Origin of the sequence: Plantactinospora endophytica (assembly GCF_016862915.1) — a bacterium.
GTDB classification, from domain to species: domain Bacteria; phylum Actinomycetota; class Actinomycetes; order Mycobacteriales; family Micromonosporaceae; genus Plantactinospora; species Plantactinospora endophytica.
On sequence record NZ_BONW01000016.1, the window covers coordinates 216,056 to 240,465 of the forward strand.

Sequence of the window (24,410 nt, forward strand, 5' to 3'; positions counted from 1 at the left end):
CGGACACCGGCGGAGGTGGGGTCGTGACCGCGCGGGCGGGCTACGGCGCGACCAGGCCGAGCGGGCCGGGGCCGGCCGGCGCGGCGGTGCCGCCCAGCGGCACGGTGGCGACCGCCGTGCTGGTGACGTACAACTCGGCCCGGCACATCGCCGCCGCGCTGACCCCGCTGCTCCGGGCCGGCCTGGCCGTCCGGGTCGTCGACAACGCCTCCCAGGACGGCACGGTCGCGCTGCTGGCCCGGGAGTTCCCCGACGTCGAGGTGACCGCCAACCGGCGCAACGTCGGCTTCGCCGCTGCGGTCAACCAGGCGCTCGCCGGCTGCGAGTCGGAGGTCGTGCTGCTGGTCAACCCGGACTGCGTACTGCCGGTCGGCGCCGCGTGGGCACTGCTCGGCTACCTCGACGGCCACCCCGAGGTGGGCGTCGTCGGGCCGCGACTCGTCGACGCCGCCGGACGGGTGGCGATCAGTGCCCACCCCTTCGAGAACCTGACCAGCGTCCTGCTGTCCCGGTTCGGCGGCAGTCTGGTCCCGGTACCGCTGCGCCGGCTGGTCAGCGGGGGCCGGCGCCGGTCGGCGTACGACGCGTGCCGGGCACCGTCCGGGCCGGTCAGCGTCGACTGGCTCTCCGGCGCCTGCCTCGCGGTCCGGCGTTCCCTGCTGACCGAGGTCGGCGGCCTCGACGAGAACTACTTCATGTACTACGAGGACGAGGAGCTGTGCCTCCAGGTGCATCGGCGGGGTGCCGACGTGGTCCTGCTGCCGGCCGTGTCGGCGACGCACACCGGTGGCGGCAGCAGCGCCGATCCGAACTGGATCTGGCCGCACCTCTACCGGAGCATGCTGCACTTCTTCGCCCGGCACCGCCGCTCGACGTACCAGGCGGTCCGGTTGGCGGTGCTGCTCCGGGCACTGCTCGGGATCGGCCTGGCCGCCGTACGCCTGACCGTGTCACCCCGGTCCGGCACCGCCCGGGCCCGCGCCTGGTACTCCGTCGCCCGGACTGCGGCCACCGCCACCTCGACGGCCCCGGAAAGGCAACCCGCATGCACATCCTGATCACGGCGGTGGGCCAGCGCACCGAGCACTGGACCGACCTGTTCACCCTGTTCTGCGCCCGGCCCGAGCTGTCCCTGACCATCGTCGCCGCCGACGTCTCGGCCGGCACCGACAGCACTTTGCGGGCGCTGGCCGAAGAGGTGCCACGGCTGCGGTACCACCGGGTGCCGCACCTGCTGGGCGAGGACCGGACCGGGCACATGGCGTCGGTGCTGTTCCGGCGCCGACAGCTACGGCAGGTCCTGCCGGCCCGGCCCGACGTACTGCACGTGATCGGCGAGGCCGCCTATCTGAGCACCTGGCAGGCGCTCGGCGTACGGCGCCGGCGCTGGCCCCGGCTGCCGGTGACGCTGTACGCCGCGCAGAACGTCGTCACCCGGTTCCCGACACCGTTCCCGCAGCTCGAACGGCGGGCGTTCGACACCGTCACGCACGCCTTCCCGATCACCCCGGCGGCGCTCGGAGTCCTGCGGACGAAGGGGTACCGGGGACCGGCGACGGTCGTACCGCTGGGTGTGGACACCCGGCTGTTCGCGCCCGCGTCGCGGCCACGGCGCCGGCAGCCCTTCACCGTCGGCTTCGTCGGCCGGCTGGAGCCGCACAAGGGCGTCGCGGACCTGCTGCGCGCGGTCGAACTCGTCGACGCCGACCTGCTGGCCGTCGGCCGGGGCAGCCTGGCCGACGCGGTGACCCGGGCGGCGGCCCGCCGCCCCGGCCGGGTACGGCTGCACGACTGGGCCGACCACGCCGCGCTGCCCGGCCTGCTCCGCCGGATGGACGTGCTGGTCCTGCCGTCGATCGAGGTCGTGCAACGGAACGTGCTGCCCTGGGTGGGCATACCGCTGCGGGAACAGTTCGGCCGGGTACTCGTCGAGGCGATGGCCTGCGGCGTACCGGTCGTCGGCAGCGACGTGGGGGAGATCCCGCACATCCTCGGGGACGCCGGGCTGAGCTATCCGGCCGGCAACGTGCTGGCCCTGGCCGACCGGTTGACCCGGCTGCGGAACGACGCCGGCCTGTCCGGCCGGCTCCGGGAGCGGGGCCTGCGCCGCGCCGCGGAGTTCGGCTGGGACCGGGCGGCCGACACGATGTGCGAGGTCTGGCAGCGGCTGCTGTGGTCCAGCCGCGCCGACAATCCGGCCTGGTGCGCGGCACCCCGGCCGGCAATGGCGGAGATGTCCGATCCGGACACGGGGAAGGCGAGAACGACATGAGGACCCGGACCAGGGTACGGAAGGCGCTGCGCACCGTACGGCAGCACGCGGCGATCCCGGTGCTCGCCCTGCTGGCCGGCGCGGCCGGTGCCTATGCGGTGACCATCTCGGTGCCACCGACGTACGAGGCGGTCGCCTCGGTGATGGTGGTACCCGCGAAGGCGGCCGACGGCGGGGCCCCGAACGGCGTCGACATCAGCGTCGCGCAGAACCTCGCCCCCACGATCGCCCGGCTGGCGGAGTCCCGGCAGGTGGCCACCGACGCGGCGGCCGCGCTCGGGCTCGCCGAGGAACTGGTGGTGGGGCGGGTGAGCGGTGCCTCCGAACCCGGTCTCCAGATCGTGACGATCCGTGCGACGGCCCGTACCGGCGCCCAGGCGGCGGCGATCACGAACGCGGTGACCGAGGCGCTGAGCCGCGAGGTCGGTGCGATGCGGATCGGCGGCGACTCCCCGGTTACCGCCGAGCCCTTCGACCGGGCGGCGCCGCCGCTCACCCCGGAAACGCCGAAGCCGCAGCTCAACCTGTTGCTCGGCGGGTTCGCCGGGCTGCTCGCCGGACTGGCTCTCGCCTCGCTGCGCAACCGGCTCGACGACCGGCTGCGCCGGCTCGGTCAGACCGAGGAGTACCTCCGCCTGCCGGTGGTCGGCGTGCTGCCGCAACTGCCGCGCCGGGGCACGGCCAGGGCCGGCGAGACGTACGCCCGCCCGGACGTCGCCGGCACCGTCAAGGGAGCCGTGGCGGCGCTGAGTGTGCTGACCGCGCCCAGCCCCCGCTGCCGGGTTCTGGTCGTCGGGGTGCACGACACCACCACCGTCGACCTGGTCGCCGGGATCCTGGCACTCGGCCTGGCCGAGCAACTGCACCGGGCGACCCTGCTGGAGGGCGAGATCGGCCAGCCGACCCTGGCCGAGGTCTTTCCCGGTTCGGAGCGGTGCACCGTGCAACAGGTAATCGCCGGGGAGCGCCGACCGGAGCCGCTGGCCGGCTGCGGGTCGCTGTCGGTCGTCCCGGCGGACCCGATCCGGCGTACCTTCGGCGCGGCGCCGCCCCGTGCGGAGCGGATCGGCACGCTGCTGGACGAACTCGCGGAGGGCGGCGGCGCCGTGGTGGCGACCGCCCCGCCGGTGCTGACCGGTGCCGACCTGCCGGCGCTCGCCCGGCACGCCGACGCGGTACTGCTGGTCGTGCACGCCAACCGGACCCGCAAGAGCGCGGCGAAGCGGGCGACGCTGCTGCTGCAACGGCTCGACGTACCCCTGGTCGGAGTGCTCCTGGTGGGCGGTGCCGACGAGTCGGACAACCCGGTCTCCTCGGCCTGGCCGGCGGTGCGGGCGGCGCGGCCGGTACCGCACCACGACCCTGCCCCCGATCCGGCGGGCACGCCGACCCGCCGGCCACGCCCGGCCCGCACGCCGCTCGCGCCGGTACCGGCGCCGGCCGGTCGGACGGCTTCCGTCGCACGCCCGGCCGCGCCGGCCGGTGGCCCGGCTCCGGGCACCACTCGCCCGGTCGTACCGGCCGGCGGGCGCGATCCGGCCGTCACCGGTCCGGACCGGGTTGCCCCGGTTCCGGTCGGAACTGCCATCGGTCCGGATGGGGTTGCCCCGGTTCCGGTCGGAGCTCCCGCCGGTTCGGGCCGGGTTGCCCCGGTTCCGGTCGGAGCTTCCGCCGGCCCCGACGATCACATGCCGGACCAGGGCTGGCCGGAACCCTCGTCCGCCTTCGACGCGGACCTGCCGATCCTGGCCAGGTTCCGGGCGGCCATGCAGCGGCAACCGTCGTCAGCGGTGCTTCCGTGGGTCGGCTCCCCGGGGCCGACCGTGCCGCACACGTCCCGACGTCCCAACCGAGATCTGGAGAAACCATGAGCGAGACCCTGGTGCCGACCCAACCGTCGGGCCGTACCCTCGACGATCCGCGAGAGCTCTACAGCGACCTGTTGAAGAAGGCCCTCACCAGGTACGCCTTCGGCGAGACGTGGCAGCCGTTCACGCCCCGCCCCGGCCGGCTGCGAAGCGTGCTGTTCCGCCAGGGACAGCGGCTGCTGCGTCGACGCGGACTGGATCTGGTGTGCCGGTTCCCGTTCGACCCGGAGGCCCGGGCCAACGGCCGCGACTGGCCGCCGGACGCGGAGACCATGGTCGGGCTGCGCCGCCTCGACAACGTCGAACGGTGCGTCCTGGACGTCCTCCGGCAGCAGGTGCCCGGTGACCTGATCGAGACCGGGGTCTGGCGGGGCGGCACCACCATCTTCATGCGTGCGCTGCTGGCCGCGTACGGCGACCGGGAGCGGGTGGTGTGGGTCGCCGACTCGTTCCGGGGCCTGCCCCGGCCGCAGGCGCACCGGACCGAGGACGTCGAGGACGCGTTGTGGCAGGTGCCCTTCCTCGCGGTACCGCTGCACCAGGTGCAGGAGAACTTCCGCCGCTACGGACTCCTCGACGACCAGGTCAGGTTCCTGCCGGGGTGGTTCGAGGACACCCTGCCGGACGCACCGGTCCAGCGGATCGCGGTGATGCGGCTCGACGGGGACCTCTACGACTCCACAAGCGTGGCGCTGCGGTCCCTGTATCCCAAGCTGTCGGTCGGCGGGTACGTGATCGTCGACGACTACCACGCCGTACGCGGCTGCCGGCAGGCGGTCGACGACTTCCGGGCCGAGTACGGCATCACCGACGAACTGGTCTCGGTGGACTGGACCTGCCGCTACTGGCAGCGCACCCGCTGACGGCCCCCGTATTGCTGGGCGGCAGCGCCGACCGGTGCCGCCGCCCAGGCTCCGTGCGGTCCGGCCAGTCCTGATCCGGCTGCCGGTCCGTCGAGTCCCTTTTCAGCCGTCCGGCGCACCCGCACCGACCACCGTGTCACCTCTACCACCACGTCGCACTGTATGGTTTGCAGATCTGGCCGGCGGTCCCGCGTCGGCGGGCCGAGACGTCGAGGGTGACATGGAGTTCTTGAGCAGTCCCGAGCTGTGGGTCGCGTTCGCGACGCTGCTGCTGCTGGAAGTCGTGCTGGGCATCGACAACGTCGTGTTCATCTCGATCCTGGCCGGCCGGCTGCCCGAGCACCAGCAGGCCCGGGCCCGCACCATCGGCCTGTCGTTGGCCCTGATAACCCGGCTGCTGTTGCTGGCGTCACTGTCCTGGGTGATCGGGCTGACCGCGCCGCTGTTCACGGTCTGGGGACAGGAGATCTCCGGCCGTGACCTGATCCTGTTACTGGGCGGCCTGTTCCTGCTCGGCAAGGCGACCTACGAGATCCACGAGCATCTGGAGGGCGCCGAACATGGCTCCTCCGGCCGGGCGACGGCGTCGTTCGCCGGGGTGATCGCCCAGATCCTCGTCCTCGACATCGTCTTCTCGCTCGACTCCGTGATCACTGCCGTGGGCATGGTGGACGAGCTGTTCATCATGGTGGCCGCCGTCGTGGTGGCGATGGTGATCATGCTGGTGTCGGCCGGTACGGTGAGCCGGTTCGTCAACACACATCCGACGGTCAAGATGCTGGCCCTGTCGTTCCTGCTCCTCATCGGCGCCAGCCTGATCGCCGAGGGCTTCGACCAGCACATCCCCAAGGGCTACGTGTACGGCCCGATCGCGTTCTCGATCTTCGTCGAGTTCCTCAACCTCCGGGTACGGGCCCGCCAGCAGCGGCGCGCGGCGCAGCCCGTGCACCTGCACCCCACGTACGTCAAGTCCCGGCAGACGACGACCGACACCCCGGCCGAGCCGCCGACCGAGAACCCCACCGAGAGCGCGGCCGAGCCGCCGACCGAGAGCGCGACCGCTTCGCGCGACTGAGTCCGCCACAGCCGCACCGAAGCCCGGTCCCGGCCCGGCGGACGCTGTCCGGCGAGCCGGGTTCCGGCTCGCCGGACCGGTGGTCGAAGGACGCGGGACAGCGGTACGTGCGGCTGTAAAGTTCCGGGAGGGGAGCCCGGCCGAGGCAGGGAGGTGGACCATCGACCAGACCGTGCTGCGCATCGGGGAGGTGGCCGCCCAGGCGGGCGTGTCGCCGCGCACCGTCGACTTCTACACCAGTCTCGGCCTGATCACCCCGGCGGCCCGCACCGGCGGCAACTACCGGCTCTACAGCCCCGAGGTGGTCGAGCGGATCGCCACGATCCGTACCTTGGAGAGCCACGGCGTGCCGTTGCAGGAGATCGCGGCGGCGCTGCGGCAACCGGTCGGCGAGGATCTCGACGCCAAGCTCGGCCAGCTCGACGACGCCCTGCACGCACTCCAGGCCGCCGCCCGGCACAGTGACGAGCACGCCAACGGCCTGCTGACCGCGATCACCGCCCGGGCCCACGCGCTCATCACCACCGCCCTGGACCTCACCGCCGGACTACCGCCACCCGGCTGACAACGGCTCCGTGCTTCCGCGCACCTCGGGACGAACGGATGCCCATCCGCGCGCCGAGACCGAAGGGTGCGGTCCGGCCCGCAGCAGGGCCGGACCGGGGAGGACAGCGTCGGGCTCAGTCTCCTGGCTGGGCCGAGCCGGCCTCCCAGTCGGTGTACGTGTAGGGGTCTTCGCCCACCTTCGTCTCTGGCACGTGCGGGTTCATGCCCTTCGTCCAGACGTCCCGGCCCATCGTCTCGACCAGGTACTCGGCGGTCCGTTCCACCTCGCGGCGGGCCCGTCCCAGGTCGACGCCGACCAGCCGGTGCTCGTGCTTGACCAGTCGGCCGTCGACCAGGACGGTCTGCACGTCGGCGCGCTGCGCCTGGAAAGCCACGTGGCGGAATTGTGAGTGACGCTTCGTCCGTCCAACGGACGGTGCCGGGACGCAGATCCGAGCGGTGCCGTGCGTGGGCCGGTTCCTCCGGGAAGCTACAGCGGACATTCCGGAGCTGGAAGGTCAAGCCACGGCCTGCGGCGTGCTGGCCGTGTACGCTGCCCCCAGCCTTCGAATCATCGCGCACCACCGCCGTCGGCCTATCGCCATGGAGGCATGATCTTGCAAACGAAAGTGAATAAAATCGTCGTACTTGATCTCTAGGGCCGCAGGTCAAGAAGTCTGCTCCCCGCGCACGCGGGGGTGATCCCCGCCCGGGACAGGCTTCGGGACATCTGCTTGCCCTGCTCCCCGCGCACGCGGGGGTGATCCCGGCGTCTGCCTCCTGGAGCTGCCCGAGGCGGACTGCTCCCCGCGCACGCGGGGGTGATCCGGCTGGGCGCTTCACCCGGTGGTCTGCGGCCCCCTGCTCCCCGCGCACGCGGGGTTGATCCGTCCCCCTCTGCACCCTCGGCCAGCAGCCAGCGCTGCTCCCCGCGCACGCGGGGTTGATCCGAGGCGTCCACGTCTCGGCTGGCCGCGACCGCCCTGCTCCCCGCGCACGCGGGGTTGATCCTGCCGAGCGTCCGGAAGACCGCGCGGACCTGCTCTGCTCCCCGCGCACGCGGGGTTGATCCGATTCAGAAGGGGGCGCGCGTTGGCAACCACCGCTCGCGGGGTTGATCCTCGTGCTCGGCACACCCCTGGAGGCAGACGACACTGCTCCCCGCGCACGCGGGGTTGATCCGTAGTGCGCGCTGACTTCGCGCGGGCTAACGAACTGCTCCCCGCGCACGCGGGGTTGATCCCTGTACGAGCGCACCTCAGCCTGTTGGTGCTGGCTGTTCCCCGCGCACGCGGGGTTGATCCCGAAACCCGAACCGAGGAGACGGACACCGTCACCTGCTCCCCGCGCACGCGGGGTTGATCCCAACAGCATGTTGGACTGCCACCAGGTGGTGGACTGCTCCCCGCGCACGCGGGGTTGATCCGATCGGCTGGTCGCGACGGATCTCCCGCGCCGCCTGCTCCCCGCGCACGCGGGGTTGATCCCCGGGATCCGCAGACCGGGCACCAGTGCCGGTCCTGCTCCCCGCGCACGCGGGGTTGATCCCTGCCGACCGTGGTCACCGGCGCGGCCGTCGTCCTGCTCCCCGCGCACGCGGGGTTGATCCCGGCGGCAGCGGCGCGGACATCGCCGCTGGCGTCTGCTCCCCGCGCACGCGGGGTTGATCCCCGGGTGCGACAGTCGCATGAGGACTGGGTGCACTGCTCCCCGCGCACGCGGGAATGATCCAGGGTGCCCCGGACCTGTCGAAGCTGCTCCGCTCGTGCGCCCGTGTCCGTGGGGATGATCCGGTGGCGGAGTACGGGGCGGCGAGGCATCCGGCGTGCTTCCCGCCAATACCAGGATCGTCGCCCGCCCCGGATCGGGGAGGCGATCCGGGGCGGGTGGGGGCGATAAGGCAAGTCAGCGACGGCGGGGAAGCCAGTACAGGATCTGTCCGGCGATCAGCGCTGCATGGGTGTCGGGCAGTTCTTCCAGCGCGCGGGCCAGGTGCGCGCCGAGGTAGACCATCAGCCCAACCCGGTCACCCCGGAAAGAGGTCAGGAGTGCCAGGCGGGCGTGCCGGCACGGCCAGGGGGCGGCGCAGGCGTGGCAGGCGTACGCCCGCGTCGGGAGATGGTGTGCGCTCCGGGCGTGCTTCCGCCGTACGTGTCGGTACCAACGCTCCTGTGGGCCTATCACCAGTCATGCCCGTTCACCATGCCGGGCGCGGTGCGTCTGCGCCGAGGCGAGTGTTCCCGCACGCGCGTTCGCCAGATGTGGGCGGGTCGACGCGTCCCAACTGAGTCGTTGATTGGTCACAGCCGCGCGGGTCGGCAGGGGAGGGGCCTCCGGCGCCAGCGTTTGGATCTCGGCTCGCTCCTTCTCGGTCAGTTCCACCGGCGGCGTCGCGCGGGTAGCGACCCGGTACTTCCGGCGGGTGAGCCGTGGCACGGGCGATGGCTGGTAGGGCATGGGTATGCGCCCGACCGAGTCCGGACAGCGCCAGCGAAAACCGCAGCGACAGTACCGCCAGAGCCGCCACCACGCGCGGCGATGGTGAGATTTGGCCTTGCGGCTGAGTTTCATGATGCCTCCCTTCGACGAACGAACGTGGTCGGCGCAGCAACCCAGACTCGGGCTCGGGTGGCTCCGCCCGATGGGCGCCTCCGGTAGCGGTGGAGGGTCGGCCTGTCGGGGCGCCCGAGTCCACTCTGCTCAGAGTTGTGTTCCAAACACACTCCGTTGCAATATGGATTAGGGACGTTCTGGATGTTCTGATGGGAGCAAATGATGAATCGGGCGTTTTTGGAAGCGATGACCGAGGCAGGTGAGACCCCCGAGAGTCTGGCCGAGCAAGTTGGTGTGGACCCGAAAACGGCAGCCCGGTGGGTGAGCCCCGGACGAATCCCGCAGTCGCGGCACAGGGCGAAGATCGCTGACTTGGTGGGCCGGGACGTTGCAGATCTCTGGCCGGACGTATTGAAACGACGGGATCCTGTTTGGTTTCGACCGTGGGCCGACACCGAGCACGAAGCCGTGTCGCTCCGCTGGTACGAACCGGCGTGGGTACCGGGTGTTCTCCAGACCGAGGCGTACGCGCGGGCGACCCTCGCAGGCGAGATGCTGACCGCCGAGGAGGTCGACCGCCTCGTGGCCGCACGTCTCCGGCGGCAGTCCATCCTGACCGGGGACCGTCCGCCGCTGCTCGTGGCGGTCTTGGACGAAGCCGTCATACGGCGGCTTCGTGAAGGTCCGGCCGGGCTCTGCGCCGAACAACTAGAGCGGCTGATCGAGCGTGCTGCGCTGCCCAACGTGGAAATCCACATTGTTCCGACCGGCATCGGCCTGTATCCGGGGCTGGGCGGCCAGTTCATCATTGCCGAACTGAGCGATGGGCTACGCGCCGGGTACGCCGACAGTCAGGTGGCTGCGCACATCGTTGAGGGAGTCGAGGACGTTGCTACGCTGGCGGGTAGATGGGAGAGAATCCGCAGCTTTGCGCTCCCGAGCTCCGCCTCACTGGCACTCATAAAGGAAGCAGCCCAGCATGGATGACCTGGCCGGCGCCCACTGGCGCAAGAGCACCCGCAGTGGCAACAACGGCGGCGCCTGTGTCGAGGTTGCCGATAACCTTCCCGGCAGAGTGCTAGTTCGGGACAGTAAGGACCGCGAGGGCGGCTCCCTCGCATTCGACTCGGGCGCGTGGCGGGCGTTCGTGGACGGCGTGGCTCGCCGCCAGTAGTCGGGCCAAACGATGTGTCGCGCCCTTGCTCGCGAGCTCGGAATGATCTTGGGGACACTAGTGAACAAGATTGACGTACTTGATCTATAGGGCCGCAGGTCAAGAAGTCTGCTCCCCGCGCACGCGGGGGTGATCCCGCTAGTCGGCTCGGTAGTGCCGACCGGAGCCACTGCTCCCCGCGCACGCGGGGGTGATCCCGGTTCGCGCAGCCAGCAGAGAGCCGACCCACCCTGCTCCCCGCGCACGCGGGGGTGATCCGTCCTGCGAGGCGAGTAGTCGAGGGGGTGCATGCTGCTCCCCGCGCACGCGGGGGTGATCCCTGGAAGGCGCTCGGCTACGACTCGTGGGACTCCTGCTCCCCGCGCACGCGGGGGTGATCCCCCACACCCGGCCGTCGAGTCGAACGCCTACGCCTGCTCGCCGCGCACGCGGGGGTGATCCCGAGGTGTCGGTGACGGCGATCGAGTAGCCGGCCTGCTCCCCGCGCACGCGGGGGTGATCCCGCGTGCGCAGCCGACCCCGACGACGATCCGTGCTGCTCCCCGTGCACGCGGGGTGATCCCCTCGGTCCAGCTGTACGCAACCTCAAGCCCGGACTGCTCCCAGCGCACGCGCAGGTGATCCGATTCATCACGTCACCCTTGACATCCTGGCCGGACGGGCACGGCAAGTCAGGCTTCTACTCTCCGCGCGCCGATGGGGTAATCCCGCCGTACAGACTGGTTATCTCGTCATCGACGCCAGGTCGCCTCGCCATCGGTCACTGACCAACCGCCGACCCCGACCTGGGCGCCGGTCGCCAGACGGGTGGCAAGCTCGTGCCCGGCAGCCCCCGTCACCAGCAACAGGACGAGCGCGACCGCGACCAGTAGATCGACGCATGCGACGGTGTCTACTCCGCTCAAGCAACGGGGCGGCGTAGCAGGTACGTGTCCATGATCCAGCCTTTACGCTCCCGCGCGGCCCGGCGTACCTCGACGATCTCGGGGCCGACCTCGGCGAGCGGTCCAGCGACCAGGATTTCGTCCGGGGTACCCAGGTAGGCGCCCCAGTAGATCAGCACGTCCGGCTCGGTCACGGTGGTGAACGTGCAGTGCGCGTCGAGCATCACCACCAAATCGTCCACTCCGGACGGCCAGCCCTCGGCCAGTAGCCGTCCCGTGGTCACCTGGAACGGCCGGCCGACCCGGTTCAGTCCGATCCGGTGCCGGGCGGCAAGCGTCGACACACTGCTCACCCCGGGAATCACCGCGTACTCGAAGTCGACCGTTCCGTCCGCCAGCATCTCCTCCAGCACCCCGAGCGTGCTGTCGTACAGGGCAGGATCGCCCCAGACCAGCATGGCGCCGCAACCGTCCGCCGGAACTTCGTCCCGGACCAGGTCCCGCAGCAGCTCGGCGCGGCGCCGACGCCACTGGTCCACCGCGTCCACATAGGCCGCCGCACTCCGGTCCCGGTCCGGATCCCGTAACTCCACCACCCGGTGACCCGGCTTCGTCGGGTGTCGGCGCAGGATCTCCTGCCGCAGCCCGACCAGATCCTGCTTCACGCTGCCCTTGTCGAGTACGAAGAAGACGTCGACCTCGGCGATCGCCCGTACCGCCTCCAGGGTCAACTGCTCGGGGTCGCCCGCCCCGATCCCGATGACCAGGATCTTCCGCATGCTCAGCCGTCCCGTTTCGCCGACCGGTCCCGGCCGGCCGAGTAGAGGTAACTGTCCGGAAAGCCTTCGGCAGCCAGTACCCGCCCGACGACGATCACTGCGGTCCGGCGTACCCCGGCCTGTTCGACCTGGTCGGCGATGTCGGCGAGGGTGCCGCGCAGCACCACCTCGTCGGGGCGGCTGGCCCTGGCGACCACCGCGACGGGGCAGTCGGCGCCGTAGTGCGGTACGAGCTGTTCGGCCAGTTCCCGGGTCCGGCCGACCGCCAGGTGCAGCACCAGCGTCGCCCGGCTCGCCCCGAGTACGGCGAGGTCCTCGGTCTCCGGCATCACCGTCGAGCGGGCCCGAGCCCGGGTCAGGATGACCGTCTGGCCGACCGTCGGCACGGTCAGTTCCCGACCCAGCGTCGCGGCGGCGGCGGCAAACGCCGGAACACCGGGCACGATCTCGTACGGCACGCCGGCCTCGTCGAGCCGGCGCAACTGCTCGGCCACCGCGCTGTAGATCGACGGGTCGCCGGAGCAGAGCCGGGCCACCTCGTGCCCGGCCCGGTGCGCGTCGACCATCCGGGCGACGATTTCGTCCAACGTCAGGTCGGCGGTGTCCACCAGGTCAGCATCGGGCGGACACGATTCGAGCAGCTCCGCCGGGACCAGACTGCCGGCGTAGAGGCAGACCTGGGCGCGGGCCAGCACCCGCTGGCCGCGTACCGTGATCAGGTCGGCGGCGCCCGGTCCGGCGCCGATGAAGGTCACCGGCACGGCTTGCTCACCGCCCACTGCACCAGGGCCCGGGCCGGCTTCCACGAAGTGAAGCCGCCGAGCGGCGCGGCCCGCTCGACGCCGAGCCGGGTCAGGTCACCGCCGAGCTGCGCGGCACGGATGGTCAACTCGCGTTCCCCCTCGATCGTCACCGCGTGCGCCACCAGCCGGCCGCCCGGGGCCAGCGCCGCCCAGCACGCGTCCAACACGCCCTCGGTGGCCAGGCCGCCGCCGACGAAAACCGCGTCCGGCGCCGGCAGCCCGGCCAACACTGCCGGAGCCCGACCGACCACCACATCCAATTCGGGTACGCCGAGCGTGCTCGCATTGCCGGCGATCCGCTCGGCCCGGTCCGGTCGGGCCTCGACCGCCACCGCCCGGCAGGTCGGCTCGGCCCGCAGCCACTCGATCCCGATGCTGCCCGAACCGGCGCCGACGTCCCAGAGCAGCTCGTCAGGCGCCGGGGCGAGCCTGGCCAGCGCCAGTGCCCGGGCCTCCCGCTTGGTCAGCGCCCCGTCGTGCTCGTACGCCTCGTCGGGCAAGCCTGGCACGCTCGACCGGAGTACGGCGTCCGGTCCGGCGGTGGCGTGCACCGCGACGACGTTCAACGGGTCACCGGGCGGGTGCGGCCAGTTCCCGGCGGTGCCGTCGCGCCGCTGCTCCTGCCCGGAGCCGAGTGACTCCAGAACGGTCAGTGAACTCGCCGAATAGCCGGCGTCGGTGAGCAGGCCGGCGAGTGCCGACGGTGTCGACGCGTCGACGCTGAGTACCAGAATCCGCCGGTTGGGGGCGAGCACCCGGCGTACCCGGGCCAGGTCGCGGCCGACGGCGCTGACCACGGTGACCCGCTCGACCGGCCAGCCGAGTCGGGCACAGGCCAGCGCGATCGACGACGGGTGCGGCAGCACCTCCACCCGGTCCGGGCCGACGAGTTCGACGATCCGGCCTCCGATCCCGAACCACATCGGATCGCCACTGGCGAGTACGCAGAGCCGCCGGTCGGCATGCGTGTCGAGCAGGCCGGGCAGCGCCGGGAGCAGCGGGGACGGCCAGCTCATCCGCTGCGCGGGCAGGTCTTCGGGTAGGAGGTCGAGCTGTCGGCGACCGGCGACGACGACCTCGGCCGCGCGCAGTGCCCGCCGGCCGGCCTCGCCGAGCCCGGCCCAACCGTCCGCGCCGATGCCGACCACGGTCAGCCCTGGTCTGGCACTCGTCCCAGGTCGGGCACTCGTCGCGGTCACGAGCCGGAACGTTAGCCGACCTGCCGCCGCCGATGCCCGTCCGGGTGAGCCGAGTCATCGGCAGCCTCGTGCCCTGCCTCGGCGGACTGCCGACGCCGGCGCAGCCGCACTCGGACCAGATGGCGCGTCCAAGCCAACCGCGTCGGCGCCGGCCGGGTGGGCTGAGTCGGCGCCGGTCGGGTCGGCTGTGTCATCATCGGCGGCGACGGTGCGGCGAGGAACACCGGTGGGTCGGTCCGACAGGACCGGCGACTCCGGGGCGGTCCCGCCACTGTGACCGGCCGACGACGGCCGGGAGCCAGACACTCCGCCCCCGTCCCGGGTCGGCCCTCCGGGCGGCCCGGTACCGGACCGGTCGCGGGCGTGGACACCCGCGGGGTAGGAGGTTGACCCGTGCGGTCGTACCCGTTCTCCGCCGTCGTCGGGATGGACGACATGGCACTCGCGCTCACCCTCAGCGCCGTCTCGCCGGGCATCGGCGGGGTGCTGATCCGGGGCGAGAAGGGCACCGCGAAGTCCACCATCGTCCGGGCGCTGACCGGACTCCTGCCACCGGTGACCGTCGTCACCGACTGCCGGTTCTCCTGTGACCCGGCTACCCCCGACCCCGACTGCCCGGACGGGCCGCACGATCCGGCCGCGCCAACGACGACCCGAGCCGCCCGGCTGGTCGAGCTGCCGGTCGGCGCGACCGAGGATCGGGTACTCGGCGCCATGCACCTGGAACGGGCGCTGCGCGACGGCGTGACCGCGTACGAGCCGGGGCTGCTCGCCTCGGCACACCGTGGACTGCTCTACGTCGACGAGGTCAACCTGCTGCACGACCACCTGGTCGACGTACTGCTCGACGCGGCGGCGATGGGTCGGGCCACGGTGGAGCGGGAGGGCGTCTCGGTCGCACACGCGGCCCGGTTCGTACTCGTCGGCACGATGAACCCGGAGGAGGGTGAACTCCGCCCGCAACTGCTGGACCGGTTCGGGCTGACCGTCGAGGTGGCGGCCAGCCGGGACCCGGCGGTACGGGCCGAGGTGACCCGGCGCCGGCTCGGTTACGAGGCCGACCCGGACGGGTTCGCCGCCCGGTACGCGGCGACGGATGCCGAGCGCGCCGCGCGGATCGCCGCCGCCCGTCGACTGTTGCCCGAGGTCCGGCTCGACGACGACACCCTGTACCGGATCGCCACCGTCTGCGCCTCGTTCGAGGTCGACGGGATGCGTGCCGACCTGGTGACGGCGCGTACCGCGATGGCGCATGCCGCCTGGTGCGGACGTACCACGGTCACCGCGACGGACATCCGGGCGGCGGCCCGGCTCGCGTTGCCGCACCGGCGTCGGCGCGACCCGTTCGATCCGCCCGGCATCGAACAGGACCGGCTCGACCAGGCGCTCGCCGACGCCGGCCTGGACCAGCCCGAGCCACCGCCGGGCAGCGGTCCGGGGCCGGACGGCGCCGGCCCGGACGAGCCCGATCCGGGCGGGCCGGGCGGCGGAGCGCCAGCACCCGACGACAGCGGCCCCGTGCCGGGACAGACCCCTTCGGCGACCGACACCGATCCCGGCAACGGCGGGTCGCGGCCAAACGGCACGGGCGACAAAGCCGGCACGGAGGGCACGGACGGCACGGACCAGATGCCGGTACCGGCCGCACCGCACGGCTCGGCGGACCCGGGGCCGGTCGGTCCGGACACCACCTCCGGCAGCGGGAGCCGGACGTTGACCGCCGACCGGCCGTACCGGGCGCGGTTGCTGGTGGTGCCGGGGATCGGGGCGGGCGTCGCGGGTCGCCGGTCACCGGCGGTCACCACCGTCGGGCAGACGATCCGGACCACTGCGCCCGGGGCGGGGCCGGGAAACCGGCCGCATCTGGTCGCCACGCTCTGGGCGGCAGCCCCGCACCAGCGGGCCCGTGGCCGGCGGGGCGTCGGGCTGGAGCTGCGGGCGCAGGACGTACGGGTGCCGGTCCGGCAGGGCCGGGAGGGCAACCTGATCCTGTTCTGCGTCGACGCGTCCGGCTCGATGGCCGCCCGGCAGCGGATGCGGGAGGTGAAGACGGCCGTACTCTCGCTGCTGCTCGACGCGTACCAGCGGCGGGACAAGGTCGGCCTGGTCACCTTCCGGGGCACTGCCGCCGAACTCGTGCTGCCGCCGACGTCCAGTGTGGACGTTGCCGCGACCCGGCTCGCCGAGTTGCCGACCGGTGGGCGTACCCCGCTGGCCGAGGGGCTGGTGCGGGCCGGCGCGGTGCTGCGGGTGGAACGGATCCGGGATCCGCGCCGCCGTCCGCTGCTGGTGGTGCTGACCGACGGTCGGGCCACCGCCGGCCCGGACGCGGTGTCCCGCTCCCGGTACGCCGCCCGACTGCTCGCCGCCGACGGGGTCCGGTCGGTGGTGGTCGACTGCGAGGCGGGACGGATTCGGCTCGGTCTGGCCGTCGAGCTGGCCGCCGCACTCGGTGCCGAACACCTGCCACTGGAGCAGGTCGCCGCCGGCACCCTGACCAGCGCGGTACGCACCCGCACCGACAGCCGTACCCGCAGCGGCCCCGACCCGGCCGCCCGGACCGGCACGGCGATCCAGGCCACGGGCACCGGTCACCGTACCGGCGCGGTCGGGTCGAGCACGGGGTCGAACAGCTCCGGCCGCAGCCTCGTACGCCGGGGGAGGGCCGCCTGATGCCGCAGGGACAGCCGGAGGTCGTACCCGAGGACGGGCTGACCACCCGGCAGCGCCGCAACCGGCCGCTGCTGATGGTGCACACCGGCCCGATGAAGGGCAAGTCGACCGCCGCGTTCGGGCTGGCCATGCGCGGCTGGAACCAGGGCTGGTCGATCGCCGTCTTCCAGTTCGTCAAGTCGGCCCGGTGGCGGGTCGGCGAGGAGGCCGGGCTGCTCGCGCTCGGCCGGCTGCACGAGCAGACCGGCGAGGGCGGTCCGGTCGAGTGGCACAAGATGGGCTCCGGCTGGAGCTGGAGCCGCAAGTCGGGCAGCGAGGCCGACCACGCCGCCGACGCCCTGGAAGGCTGGCGGGAGATCCAGCGTCGGCTCGCCGGGCGGCGGCACCAGCTCTACGTACTCGACGAGTTCACCTATCCGATGAAGTGGGGCTGGGTCGACGTGGCCGAGGTCGTCGACACCCTGCGGAACCGGCCCGACGGCCAGCACGTGGTGGTCACCGGCCGGGACGCCGACCCCCGGCTGGTCGAGGCCGCCGACCTGGTGGTCGAGATGACCAAGGTGAAGCACCCGATGGACTCTGGCCAGAAGGGACAGCGGGGGATCGAGTGGTGAGCCGGCTGCCCCGGGTGGTGATCGCCGCGCCCGGCTCCGGACAGGGCAAGACCACCGTGGCGACCGGGCTGATGGCGGCACTGCGGGCCCGGGGCCTGACGGTCAGCGGGCACAAGGTCGGCCCGGACTACATCGACCCCGGCTACCACGCCCTGGCGACCGGTCGACCGGGGCGCAACCTCGACCCGCACCTACAGGGCGAGGAGCGGATCGTCCCGTTGCTGCGGCACGGCGCGACGGTGCCGTCCCCGGCCGACGTCGCGGTGGTCGAGGGCGTGATGGGGCTGCACGACGGTGCCGTCGGTCGGGAGGGCTTCGCCTCCACCGCGCACGTCGCCCGGCTCACCCGCAGTCCGGTGCTGCTGGTGGTGGACGTCTCCGGCAGCTCCCGGAGCGTCGGCGCGCTGGTGCACGGGTTCGCCAACTTCGACCCGGAGCTGACCCTGGCCGGGGTGATCCTGAACAAGGTCGGCTCGGAGACCCACGAGTCGGAGGTGCGGCAGGCGGTCGCCCGAACCGGCGTACCGGTGCTCGGGGCGCTGCGCCGGGACGCGTCGCTGGACACCCCGAGCCGGCACCTCGGGCTCGTGCCGGCCGCCGAGCGTGGGGCCGACGCCCGGCGTACCGTCGAATCGCTCGCCGGGCACCTGGCCCGGGCGGTGGACCTGGACGCGGTGCTCGCCGTCGCCCGCCGGGCGCCGGAACTGCCCGCCGGGCAGTGGCGTCCCTCCGACGAGGTGCCCCGGCTCGCTCCGACGACGGTCGCGGTCGCCGGTGGGTCGGCCTTCACCTTCCGGTACGCCGAGACCGACGAACTCCTCGCGGCTTCCGGCGCGCACGTCGTACCCGTCGATCCGCTGCACGACGAGGAGCTGCCGCCCGACTGCGCGGGTCTCTACCTCGGCGGCGGCTTCCCGGAGGTGTATGCGGCGCAACTCTCCGCCAACGCCCGGCTGCGCGGCGCGGTCGCCCGGGCGGCCCGGGCCGGGATGCCGATCGTCGCCGAGTGCGCGGGGCTGCTCTACCTCTGCCGCGACCTCGACGGGCATCCGATGAGCGGGGTGTTGGACGCCTCGGCTCGGATGACCGGAAAGCTCACCCTCGGCTACCGGGAGGGGGTCGCGGTCGGCGCCGGCCCGCTGGTCGAGCCCGGCATGGCGGTGACCGGGCACGAGTTCCACCGCACCCAGGTCGAGTATGCCGACGGCCGCCTGTCGGCGTGGCGCTTCCGCCCCCGGCCGTCCCGCCCGCACGGGCTGGACGCGGCGGTCGAGGAGGGCGTGGTCGCCGGGGTCGGCGGCAGCGTGCACGCCTCCTACCTGCACGTGCACTGGGCCGGTCATCCCGGTCTGGCCAGCCGGTTCACCGCCTCGGCCTCCCGCTACTCCGCCGGGGTGCGGTGTTAGCGGAGAACCCGGGCAGGCGGCACCGAGACCGGCCCGTGCGGTGCGGCGGGCGCGCCCGGCGGGAACACCGGACCGGGGGCGGCACCGGACCGGTGCCACCCCCGTCGCGACCACTGCCGTCCGAAAGCTACGGCAACTACCGCTATCTGGAGCTACAGCTCAGCGTCGGTGCGGCGTTCGTGCCGCTCCACGAGCCGTTGAACCCGAAGCTCGTCGAGGCGTTGGCGCTCAACGCCCCGTTGTGACCGACGTTCGTGGCGGTCACCGACGACCCGCTCGAACTTATCGTCGTGTTCCACGAGCTGGTGATGCTCTGGCCGTTGGGCCAGGTCCAGCGCACCGTCCAGCCGGAGATGGCGGCGTTGCCGGCCCGGACCGTGACCTGGGCGCCGAAGCCGCCGCCCCACTCGCTGGTCTTCGTGTACGTCGCGGTGCAGGCACCGTTGCCGGCCGGGGGAGTGGTCGGCGGGGTCGTCGGTGGCACGGTCGGCGGCGGGGTGGTCGGCGGCGGAGTGGTCGGGTTGCCGCCACCGCCGAAGATCACGTCACTGCACAGGTAGTACGGCTGGTCGAGGTGGCTCGCCTGCCAGATCGTGTAGACGACGTGCCGCCCGGTCCGGTTGCCCGCGTTCACCTGTGCCTCGTACAGGCCGGTGGTGGGGTAGCTGCCGGTGCGTAGCACCAGGTCGAGGCTGCCCCAGGTGAGCGGCTGGGTGGCCGGGTCGAAGCCCTGCTTGGTGATGTAGATCAGCATGTAGTCGGCGCCGTGCCGGGCCCCGTCGGTCAGGGTCAGCGTGAAGTTGTTCGGCATCGGCTTGGCCACCCAGGCCCCGACCGCGTCGAGCGAGGCGTACAGCCCGCCCTGGGTACGGCCGCCGCTACAGAGTTGGCCGTCCGGAACGGCGGCCTGGTGGTTGCCGCCGACGTTCTCGCGGTACAGGCCGTTCCAGTTCCACATCGTGTTCGGGTTGGCCTGCCAGGCCTGGGCGCACATCGGGTCGGTCTGCGCCATGTTGGGGTTGAGGTGGTCGCTGCCCCAGCGCTCCCAGCAGCCGTAGTTGCGGGACGGCGGGTTGGTGACGGACCCGTGTGCGGACGCCGGACCGGGCTGGCCGACGACGACCATGGTGAACCCGGTGACGACGAGGGCGACCGCGGCGAGTACCAGCCGGCGGGCGGTTCGTGAGACTCTCATCAATGCTCCAACGTTCCACCGACGCCTGTGACGCTCGGCGGGATGCCCTGGCCCGCGAGGAAGCACGCGTCGGTCATGACGGACCTCGGAAGGGCAGGCGGTGCTGCCTGCGGTGGCTTGCTGGCTCCCGCGACGATGCTACTGCACGCATTCATCTAAGTGAATCTGAAGTTCGGCCGACAGGTCGGCGGTACGGCCGGCCGGCCGGGAACCGGGCGGGCCGGGGGCCGCCGGAGTGAACCGGAGCCGGCGTCGTCCCGTGTAACCGAAGAAGGTCGAGGTCGGCTCCGCCCCGGCAGGTCCGACACGGCGGCGAGGGCGGACGTGACGCAACGGTGGGCTCGTCGGCCGACGACCACCTGGCGCGGAGGGGAGAGGGCGATGACCACTACGAGGCACTACCCGACGAAATCGTTCGCGCCGCCCGGGACGCTGGCCCTGGGTACGCTGCTGGCCGTCGTACTGGCAAACCTGCTGGTCGTGGAGGCGTTCTTCGTCAGCGCCGGGCCGGGGAAGAACTCCCTGCTCACCGTCGCGAAGTTCGTCGGAGTGCACGTCGCGCTGGTCATGATGGTGCAGCTCGTCCTGGTGGCCCGGCTGCCGTGGCTGGACCGCAGGATCGGCATGGACCGACTGACCGTCTGGCACCGCTGGACCGGGTTCACGCTGTTCTGGGCCGTACTCGTGCACGCGACCCTCGTCGTGGTCGGGTACGCGACGCTGGACGACGCGCCCGTACCGAAGACGTTCCTGGCCCTGGCGGGGGTACCCGCCTCGCTGTTCGGGATGATCGCCGCGTCGATCATCGTCGGAACGGCGGCCGTCTCGGTCCGGTACGCCCGGCGCCGCCTCTCCTACGAGACCTGGCACGCGCTGCACCTCCTCCTCTACGCCGCCGTCGCGTTCGGACTGGTCCACCAGTTCCTCGAAACCACCACCTTCACCTCCTCCGGCTGGGCGACGGCCTACTGGTCGCTGCTCTGGATCGCGGTCGGCGTGGCGTTCGTCGGCGGTCGGGTGGTGCTTCCGTTGTGGCGCAACGCCTATCACCGGTTCCGGGTCGCGGCGGTGGTGCCGGAGTCCGACGACGTGGTGTCGGTGCACGTCACCGGGCGGCATCTCGACCGGCTGCCGGCCCGGCCCGGGCAGTTCTTCATCTGGCGGTTCCTCGGCCACGGCCGCTGGTGGCAGGCGAACCCGTTCTCGCTCTCGGCGGCTCCCGACGGCCGATCGCTGCGCCTCACCGCGAAGGCGGTCGGTTCGGCGAGCGCCGCGCTGCGGCACGTCCCGGTCGGAACCCGGGTCTTCGCCGAGGGCCCGTATGGCGCTTTCACCACGTTGCACCAGGTCAAGGACGCCATGCTGCTCGTCGCCGGTGGCGTCGGCGTCACGCCCGTCCGGGCGCTGCTGGAGGAGGCGACCGGACCGGTCGTGGTGCTCTACCGGGTGCGTACCGAGGCCGAGGCCGCGCTGCTGACCGAGTTGGAGGGGTTGGTACGGGCCCGTGGCGCGCAACTGCACGTGTTGACCGGCCGCACCGGGGCCGGATCGCCGCCGAACAACCCGTTCGACCCGGATCAGCTCGTCGCCCTGGTACCCGACATCCGGGAGCGGGACGTCTACGTCTGTGGTCCGCCGGCGATGACCTCGGCGGTGCTGCGCAGCCTGCGCGCCCTCCGGGTGCCCCGCCGCCAGGTGCACGCGGAACGCTTCAGCCTCGCCTGACCGGCTCAAGCTCAAGTAATGCTCAAGATCCGGTTCGCGCGGCCCCTCGATGCAAAAATGCGCTTACGCTCACCGCACCCAGCTCGCTCACAGCCGCACCACCACCTGGTACGACGGCGACCGTCGTCGTGCCGGGCGCACCGTGGGCGAGCCCTGTTCGACCGTCCTGAACAGACCGGTTCGGCCCGCACCCGGGCCGGCCACTGCATCATCCACAGGCCGCAAACAGAAGGAGGGGAGCATGCGACGCAGACGACTGCGTACCGCGCTTGTCGCGTTGCCCGCCCTGGTGGGGACAGTCCTCATGGCGACGACGCCGGCCGGGGCGGATCCCACGGGGTCCGGCACGGCCGCGTCCGCGCGATCCCAGCTTGAGGACCGGGAGTCGGTACGGCTGGTACGCATCCAGCTCACCGGCGCCGACATGCTGGACAAGGTGACCGCCGCCGGCTTCGACCTCGAACACGGCCTCCGGCGGGTGCCGAACGGCATCGAGGGCGAGGCGGTGGTGACCGCCGAGCAGCTCGCCGACCTGACGGCGATGGGTGTCCGGACCCTCGGCGACGACGAGGGTTTCGCCTGGAGCGACCAGGCCGACGGCGGTCTCCAGGCCACCCTCGGCGCACGGTCCGTCCAGCCGCTCAACCACGAGCAGACCGTACGGGTCGTCCGCGCCGACTGGTTCACCACCAAGGGCCAGGGCTTCCTGTACGTCGAGGCGCGGACCACCGAGGGACAGCAGGCGGAACCGGTCGTCGGGATGCAGCTCGAAAACGACTCGGGCCGGGGTACGCCGTTCGGCTTCGCCCGCACGATGAGCCGGTTCGTCGACTCCGGGCAGTACATGTTCCACCGGAACCTGTTCAAGCTCGACGTGCGCCCGAAGCAGATCCGGGTGACCAGCTCGACCGGCGGGGTCACCACCGGCGAGGTCTCCGACTGGCTGGAGGACGCCCCGCCGCCGCTGACGGACAACCCGCGCTACAAGTGGGACTTCATCGACGGCTACATGCACCCGCAGCAGCTCTACGCGCGGGCGAAGGAGATCGCCCGCCAGTACCCGGGCATCGCCGAGATCGTGTACCTGCCGAACAAGACCAACGGCTACCAGCGCAAGGCGCAGGCCACCATCGGCGGTACCGGTCAGGAGGCGGTCGTCGTCAGCTCGGCGGCCTGGGGCCACGAGGGCGGCAACGACATCACCGTCGAGTTCGTGGACCGGCCGGGGGCGAACCTCCCGCTCGGCGTCGAGGTCACCGGCAAGGCGGTCCGGGTACTCCTCGGCAAGGACGCCTCCGGCGCGCTGGCGAGTACGGCGGCCCAGGTGGCGACGGCGTTGGAGAGCGGCTCACAGGGGCTGATCGACCGGGCGCACCCGTACCGCACCAACGCGGGTACCGGCATCGTCGCACCGACGGCCGCTCCGGTCGCGCTGACCGACTTCCTCGACCAGAAGCGGGTCGGCGCACCCGAGGGTGAGGTGCCGCGCGGTCCGGCGACGATCCCGGTGCTGCGGATCGGCAAGCACCGGGACGGCAAGAAGCCGGGCGTGCTGATCCAGGCGCAGGACCACGCCCGCGAGTGGGTGCCCGCGACGACCTCGCTGGAGGCGGCCGAGCGGCTGGTGCACAACTACCGGTCCGACCGGGAGACGAAGGACATCGTCGACAACACCGAGGTCTTCTTCATCCTCTCCAACAACCCGGACGGGGCGAACTACAGCTTCTACAACTTCGCCTCGCAGCGCCGGAACATGACGAACCACTGTCCGGACGAGAACGCCGATCCGGCCCGCCGGAACTCGTGGGGTGTCGACCTGAACCGGAACTACCGGGTCGGTTCGGGCCACGACGGGTACTCGGGCGCGTCGACGAGCTGTGTCAGCGACACGTTCCAGGGGCCGGCGGAGCTGTCCGAGCCCGAGTCGAAGAACATCATCTGGCTGGTCGAGAAGTACCGGAACATCAAGTTCATGATGTCGGTGCACTCCAACGGCGGCCAGTTGTTCTGGCAGCCGGGTGCCTACATCGCGGACGGGCGGATCACCACGCCCCGGCCGCCGCTGGGTGACGAGGCGTTCTACTGGCAGTCGGCGGCCAGGATCCTGTCGCAGGTCAAGGCGCACCGGGAGACCGTCGTGACGCCGGAGAACGTCGGCGGCTCGTCCGACGTCCTCTACTCCTCGGCCGGCAACGTGCGGGAGGATCTCTACCACACGTACGGGATCTACGCCTTCGGCTGGGAGGTCGGCGGCTCGATCTACAACCCGGCCACCGGCAACTGGCAGGGCGGCTCGTTCCAGCCGGTCTGGGAGGGCGACCCGAACCTGGTCAGCGGCCACGCCGAGACGATGGAGTACGCCAACGGGATCATGGAGATGTTCCGGGTTGCGGCGGACTGGGGCAAGGACAAGAAGGACCCGACGTCCAAGCTCGTCCCCGGTGCCGGGACGTACCGCGACCCCGTCGACGTGCGGTTCGAGACGAACGAGCCGGCCACCATCTACTACACCACGGACGGCAGCCGGCCCACCCTCGAGTCGCCGCGCTACGAGGCGACCGAGTTCCGGGAGCCGGGCGAGGTGTTCCACGTGACGGAGACGACGACGTTCCGGTGGTTCTCCATCGACGCCGCCGGCAACATCGAGAACAACTACGACCCGACGAAGCGGGACCGGCGCGACAAGTACCGCACGGCGACGATCACCATCAGGAAGTAGTCCCGTCCGGTAGATACCGCCCCGCCGGCGTGGCTCCACGCGCACCGGCGGGGCGGTTGGAT

18 protein-coding genes and 3 CRISPR repeat arrays are annotated in these 24,410 nt (G+C 72.0%); of the genes, 13 read left to right on the plus strand and 5 right to left on the minus strand.

Going from position 1 to position 24,410, the window contains the following annotated elements:
• Nucleotides 1-23 precede the first annotated feature (23 nt).
• The 6 genes from Pen02_RS16995 to Pen02_RS17020 all read left to right on the plus strand — a co-directional run bounded on the left by Pen02_RS16995 (nt 24) and on the right by Pen02_RS17020 (nt 6,643).
• Nucleotides 24-1,058, plus strand: a complete 1,035-nt coding sequence (locus tag Pen02_RS16995) for a glycosyltransferase family 2 protein (RefSeq protein ID WP_203867025.1) — start codon at nt 24-26, stop codon at nt 1,056-1,058.
• Nucleotides 1,046-2,272 carry a glycosyltransferase gene (locus Pen02_RS17000; protein ID WP_203867026.1) on the plus strand — a complete coding sequence of 409 codons (1,227 nt, stop codon included), beginning with the start codon at nt 1,046-1,048 and terminating at the stop codon, nt 2,270-2,272. Before Pen02_RS16995 ends, Pen02_RS17000 begins: the two co-directional genes overlap by 13 nt.
• Nucleotides 2,269-4,143 (plus strand): hypothetical protein, encoded by a 1,875-nt coding sequence (locus tag Pen02_RS17005; RefSeq protein ID WP_203867027.1) that lies wholly within the window; start codon nt 2,269-2,271, stop codon nt 4,141-4,143. The genes Pen02_RS17000 and Pen02_RS17005 overlap by 4 nt, the downstream gene beginning before the upstream one ends.
• Nucleotides 4,140-5,003, plus strand: a complete 864-nt coding sequence (locus Pen02_RS17010; RefSeq protein ID WP_203867028.1) for a TylF/MycF/NovP-related O-methyltransferase — start codon at nt 4,140-4,142, stop codon at nt 5,001-5,003. The genes Pen02_RS17005 and Pen02_RS17010 overlap by 4 nt, the downstream gene beginning before the upstream one ends.
• A gap of 220 nt (nt 5,004-5,223) precedes the next feature.
• Nucleotides 5,224-6,078, plus strand: coding sequence for a TerC family protein (locus tag Pen02_RS17015; protein ID WP_203867029.1), 855 nt, complete (start codon nt 5,224-5,226; stop codon nt 6,076-6,078).
• A 172-nt stretch (nt 6,079-6,250) separates the two neighbouring features.
• Nucleotides 6,251-6,643, plus strand: a complete 393-nt coding sequence (locus tag Pen02_RS17020) for a helix-turn-helix domain-containing protein (RefSeq protein WP_203867030.1) — start codon at nt 6,251-6,253, stop codon at nt 6,641-6,643.
• A 115-nt stretch (nt 6,644-6,758) separates the two neighbouring features.
• On the opposite strand, the gene Pen02_RS17025 is transcribed toward Pen02_RS17020, so the two are convergent.
• Nucleotides 6,759-7,019 carry a hypothetical protein gene (locus Pen02_RS17025; protein ID WP_203867031.1) on the minus strand — a complete coding sequence of 87 codons (261 nt, stop codon included), beginning with the start codon at nt 7,017-7,019 and terminating at the stop codon, nt 6,759-6,761.
• A 282-nt stretch (nt 7,020-7,301) separates the two neighbouring features.
• A CRISPR array of direct repeats spans nt 7,302-7,697; the repeat unit is 28 nt; unit sequence CTGCTCCCCGCGCACGCGGGGTTGATCC.
• An 81-nt stretch (nt 7,698-7,778) separates the two neighbouring features.
• A CRISPR array of direct repeats spans nt 7,779-8,355; the repeat unit is 28 nt; unit sequence CTGCTCCCCGCGCACGCGGGGTTGATCC.
• Between the two features lie 1,044 nt (nt 8,356-9,399).
• On the opposite strand from Pen02_RS17025, the gene Pen02_RS17035 reads away from it, so the two are divergent.
• Nucleotides 9,400-10,164, plus strand: coding sequence for a DUF5753 domain-containing protein (locus Pen02_RS17035; RefSeq protein ID WP_203867032.1), 765 nt, complete (start codon nt 9,400-9,402; stop codon nt 10,162-10,164).
• Nucleotides 10,157-10,351: a DUF397 domain-containing protein gene (locus Pen02_RS17040; protein WP_203867033.1), complete on the plus strand. Its 195-nt coding sequence runs from the start codon at nt 10,157-10,159 to the stop codon at nt 10,349-10,351. The genes Pen02_RS17035 and Pen02_RS17040 overlap by 8 nt, the downstream gene beginning before the upstream one ends.
• 108 nt (nt 10,352-10,459) lie before the next feature.
• Nucleotides 10,460-10,853: direct repeats of the CRISPR family, unit length 28 nt; unit sequence CTGCTCCCCGCGCACGCGGGGGTGATCC.
• Nucleotides 10,854-11,252: 399 nt separating this feature from the next.
• Here the strand turns inward: Pen02_RS17040 and cobF are convergent.
• The 3 genes from cobF to cbiE are packed head-to-tail and all read right to left on the minus strand — an operon-like array spanning nt 11,253 to nt 14,016.
• Entirely contained in the window at nt 11,253-12,014 is a 762-nt protein-coding gene (cobF, locus tag Pen02_RS17045) for a precorrin-6A synthase (deacetylating) (protein WP_203867034.1), read from the minus strand.
• A 2-nt stretch (nt 12,015-12,016) separates the two neighbouring features.
• Entirely contained in the window at nt 12,017-12,769 is a 753-nt protein-coding gene (cobM, locus tag Pen02_RS17050) for a precorrin-4 C(11)-methyltransferase (RefSeq protein WP_239140868.1), read from the minus strand.
• A complete protein-coding gene (gene cbiE, locus Pen02_RS17055) occupies nt 12,766-14,016 on the minus strand; it encodes a precorrin-6y C5,15-methyltransferase (decarboxylating) subunit CbiE (protein WP_203867036.1) in 1,251 nt (416 codons plus the stop codon). The genes cobM and cbiE overlap by 4 nt, the downstream gene beginning before the upstream one ends.
• Before the next feature lie 426 nt (nt 14,017-14,442).
• Between cbiE and Pen02_RS17060 the strand changes: the two genes are divergently transcribed.
• The 3 genes from Pen02_RS17060 to Pen02_RS17070 are packed head-to-tail and all read left to right on the plus strand — an operon-like array spanning nt 14,443 to nt 18,709.
• A complete protein-coding gene (locus tag Pen02_RS17060) occupies nt 14,443-16,689 on the plus strand; it encodes a magnesium chelatase subunit D family protein (RefSeq protein WP_203867295.1) in 2,247 nt (748 codons plus the stop codon).
• Nucleotides 16,689-17,303 carry a cob(I)yrinic acid a,c-diamide adenosyltransferase gene (cobO, locus tag Pen02_RS17065; RefSeq protein WP_203867037.1) on the plus strand — a complete coding sequence of 205 codons (615 nt, stop codon included), beginning with the start codon at nt 16,689-16,691 and terminating at the stop codon, nt 17,301-17,303. Before Pen02_RS17060 ends, cobO begins: the two co-directional genes overlap by 1 nt.
• Nucleotides 17,300-18,709, plus strand: a complete 1,410-nt coding sequence (locus tag Pen02_RS17070) for a cobyrinic acid a,c-diamide synthase CobB (RefSeq protein ID WP_203867038.1) — start codon at nt 17,300-17,302, stop codon at nt 18,707-18,709. Before cobO ends, Pen02_RS17070 begins: the two co-directional genes overlap by 4 nt.
• Before the next feature lie 142 nt (nt 18,710-18,851).
• On the opposite strand, the gene Pen02_RS17075 is transcribed toward Pen02_RS17070, so the two are convergent.
• A complete protein-coding gene (locus tag Pen02_RS17075) occupies nt 18,852-19,904 on the minus strand; it encodes a lytic polysaccharide monooxygenase auxiliary activity family 9 protein (RefSeq protein WP_203867039.1) in 1,053 nt (350 codons plus the stop codon).
• A gap of 381 nt (nt 19,905-20,285) precedes the next feature.
• Here Pen02_RS17075 and Pen02_RS17080 point away from each other — a divergent pair, with 381 nt between their 5' ends.
• Both Pen02_RS17080 and Pen02_RS17085 read left to right on the plus strand, forming a co-directional pair.
• Entirely contained in the window at nt 20,286-21,629 is a 1,344-nt protein-coding gene (locus tag Pen02_RS17080) for a ferredoxin reductase family protein (RefSeq protein ID WP_203867040.1), read from the plus strand.
• A 241-nt stretch (nt 21,630-21,870) separates the two neighbouring features.
• The gene (locus Pen02_RS17085; protein ID WP_203867041.1) at nt 21,871-24,348 is read left to right on the plus strand and encodes a M14 family metallopeptidase; all 2,478 of its coding nucleotides are present in this window, start codon (nt 21,871-21,873) and stop codon (nt 24,346-24,348) included.
• Nucleotides 24,349-24,410: the final 62 nt, after the last annotated feature.